The following is a 2,867-nucleotide window of genomic DNA, read 5'->3' as shown; positions in this document are numbered from 1 at the left end:
GGATGATGCGGACGACAGGGGCGGTATTTCAGTGCCGAGTTAGTCGGAATTATCCACAACGGACACCTTGAGCCACACCCCCATCAATAAGTTATGCTACGCTTCTTAATAATGGGTGTCATCCACAAATTCAATGGTAGACACCTTTTAAGAATCTGTATTAATGTCATTGTATTAATACCTATCATAATCCTCTGTAATCCAGTGAGTATCGTGGTCTGCTCGCCGGGTTATTATGTTTCTCCATGACTGTCCTTACGCTTTAATGATTTGAATTTGGGCGCTACTAGACGTCTAAGTTTTTTGAACTTTTTTTATTTAGGGCAATTCTTAAAAAAACTCCTACTAATCTGTGAGAGTCACGGTACACATCTGTTGATGTCCTCCCATAGCATCATATGGCAGTTGTGTACTTTTTTAAATGGTTCCTCTTGTGTGGTGCATGGCGCGCTCATATTCGTTCCTCCCGGCTGTGCACCATTTTTTTATTTTCTCCTAATTTTTTTGAATTTTTTTGTTTAAGGTAACACTAATCAATGTACCCTTAAATTCTAGGAGTGTAGTGGTATATTTCTGCTAATGTCCCCAAACCATCGTTGCAGATGTGTACCTGTTCTTAGTTTTAAGCTGACTCCACTGCGGCACATAGTTAGTTGTTTCATATCTCCTTACTATAACTATGTACCGCGCCTGTGTATGGCATTTTTGAATCTGCTTCTATTATCTTGTTGGAATGCTAGAAAATTTATTATCGGAATGCAACTATTTGTATAGAATCTGACTGACATCTTCTGTTTTTATAATGAAGGAGATCGTTAATGCTATTAATGTTAGAGTTAGTAGTGATATTGCTAATATCAGTAACTCTTCCTTTGTTATGGAAAATATCAGATCTGACATTGACTGCGACAGGAGACCCAAAAAATTTGAGGTCGCTGGTACAAGAATCAATAAAAATTTTAGTACCACCTTGGATGTTTTGGTTGGCAACCAGCTTAGTAAACTTTTTTAACTGTCATTGGTAGGATTCATTTTCTCTTTAAGCCAAATCTATTTACTTTGAATCTTATTAACAGAACTTGTAAAGCACAAAAGGTGTCAGTCATTGCGTAGTGCATGAAGTGACTGGCAATGAATGCGACATACAAAACGGGACATTGCACAATGTTTGAAATTGCAGCCTATTTTAATGTTCATTACAGTACTATTAGGGGGTTAATTCGTTCATTTTGCAAGATGCAATGACTGACACCTTTTGTGTTTCTTCAATATACCAAATACCGCAACCTTTCCAGAAGCCCCGCGACCACGTTTGCCCTTACGAATACCACCAAAGTAGCTTTCATCTAATTCCACTACACCATCAAAGATTTCGTGAGATTCTTGCTCCAAATGATAAACAATTACTTCGCGTATTTTGCGATAGAGCAGTGCTGCACTATTAGGTTGAATTCCGAGTATATCTGCTGCTGATCTCGCTGTAACTTCCAACACAAAATATTCCAGTAACCTGGATTGTGTTTTCTTTAATAATCTACAATGACTTATCTTCATTCAATTAGCTTATCAACTAAGCTAATCTACTACAGCTCCAAAAATAAAGTAATCCTTTAACCAGTACCGTATTAATTACGACTAACTAGGTCGTATATCCTCAAATGAATTAGTAAGTATCTAGAAAAAAACATCTAAATTCCAGAAGACAAGGCATCAGAAAATGGCCGCGATATCAATTGCAGATATGCGGCTTTTCTTTTTTTGTATCTGCTTTTATTTTGTCCGCTAGCACTATGCCTGGCTGGTGCTGCCTGTCTTAACCATATTGATGTGATCAGTTAAGGTTTGAACTATTACCCAAATAGAGATAGCCAACTTTCCACATGAATCATTGTAATTTATATGGTTTCTGCAAATTTGTTTATATTGAATTATTACTTGTCCACAATTTCTGTGGATAACTTTGTGGGTAATCTGTCAGTACTGCTGCTAAGATGGTTATTTGTAATAATCTTTTCTGGATCGATTAAATTTTAAACATATAATAATATAATTTATAATCAATAGCTTATTATTCTATTGTTTATTTCCGTAGTTTTGATTGATGCAAGATGCTTTTTAAAAAGCAATGTGGATTACTTCAGGATGTCAAGAAAATCTTCAATTCAATTGAATGCATGCCTACTTGAAAGGTTGAGATTTTAGGCTCAGCTAGATGTGGTTTGAAGTCAATAGTTAGTCGCCCCTGAAATACTATAGAAACTAGCATAAATATTGGCATTGAGGGATACTCAAAAGGTATGGAATTTGCCAGAATTAATGCTATTGACCCCTAATTTCTGGTGAATTGATGAAGCCAAAGAAGCAAGAACCCACCCCCTGTGATGATCTTTTTCGCATGAGACTGGAGCAGATGTTGGACCAGCGCCACGAGCTGTATCGCCTGGCAGGGAAGATTGACTGGTCTGTAGTAGAAGAGCGGTTTGAACGACTGTATTCAGATGAAGGCCGCCCAGCTATTCCGATCCGCTTGATGGTAGGGCTGCACTACCTGAAGCACACTTTCAACGAATCGGATGAAACGGTGGTGGAACGCTGGGTGGAGAATCCCTATTGGCAATACATCTGTGGAGAAGAATACTTTCGCCACGAATTGCCAATCGATCCCAGCCAGATGACGAGATTTCGTGACCGCATAGGCGAAGCAGGCTGTGAATTCATGTTAAGTCTAACGGTGGTAGCAGGAATTGCCACGCAGACCGTATCAAAGACATCGCTCACAGCAGTAAACGTGGATAGCACGGTGCAGGAAAAAGCGATCAATTACCCGACAGATGCCCGGCTGTATCATAAGGCTGGAAGTGCACTGG

The 2,867-nt window shown here is 38.9% G+C and carries 1 protein-coding gene and 1 pseudogene; one reads left to right on the top strand and one right to left on the bottom strand.

Annotated elements, in window-relative coordinates; genetic code table 11:
* Positions 1–1,257 precede the first annotated feature (1,257 nt).
* A pseudogene (locus tag BLV54_RS14975) lies at positions 1,258–1,554 on the bottom strand (IS1595 family transposase); the annotation flags it as partial.
* Positions 1,555–2,347: 793 nt separating this feature from the next.
* On the opposite strand from BLV54_RS14975, the gene BLV54_RS14970 reads away from it, so the two are divergent.
* The coding region (locus BLV54_RS14970) for a transposase (protein ID WP_143032452.1) at positions 2,348–2,867 on the top strand (520 nt) is incomplete at its 3' end.

The organism is Nitrosomonas sp. Nm33 (genome assembly GCF_900107265.1).
GTDB lineage: Bacteria > Pseudomonadota > Gammaproteobacteria > Burkholderiales > Nitrosomonadaceae > Nitrosomonas.
Note: the sequence above shows the minus strand (reverse complement) of the source record. Positions and strands in the feature narration are given on the sequence as shown.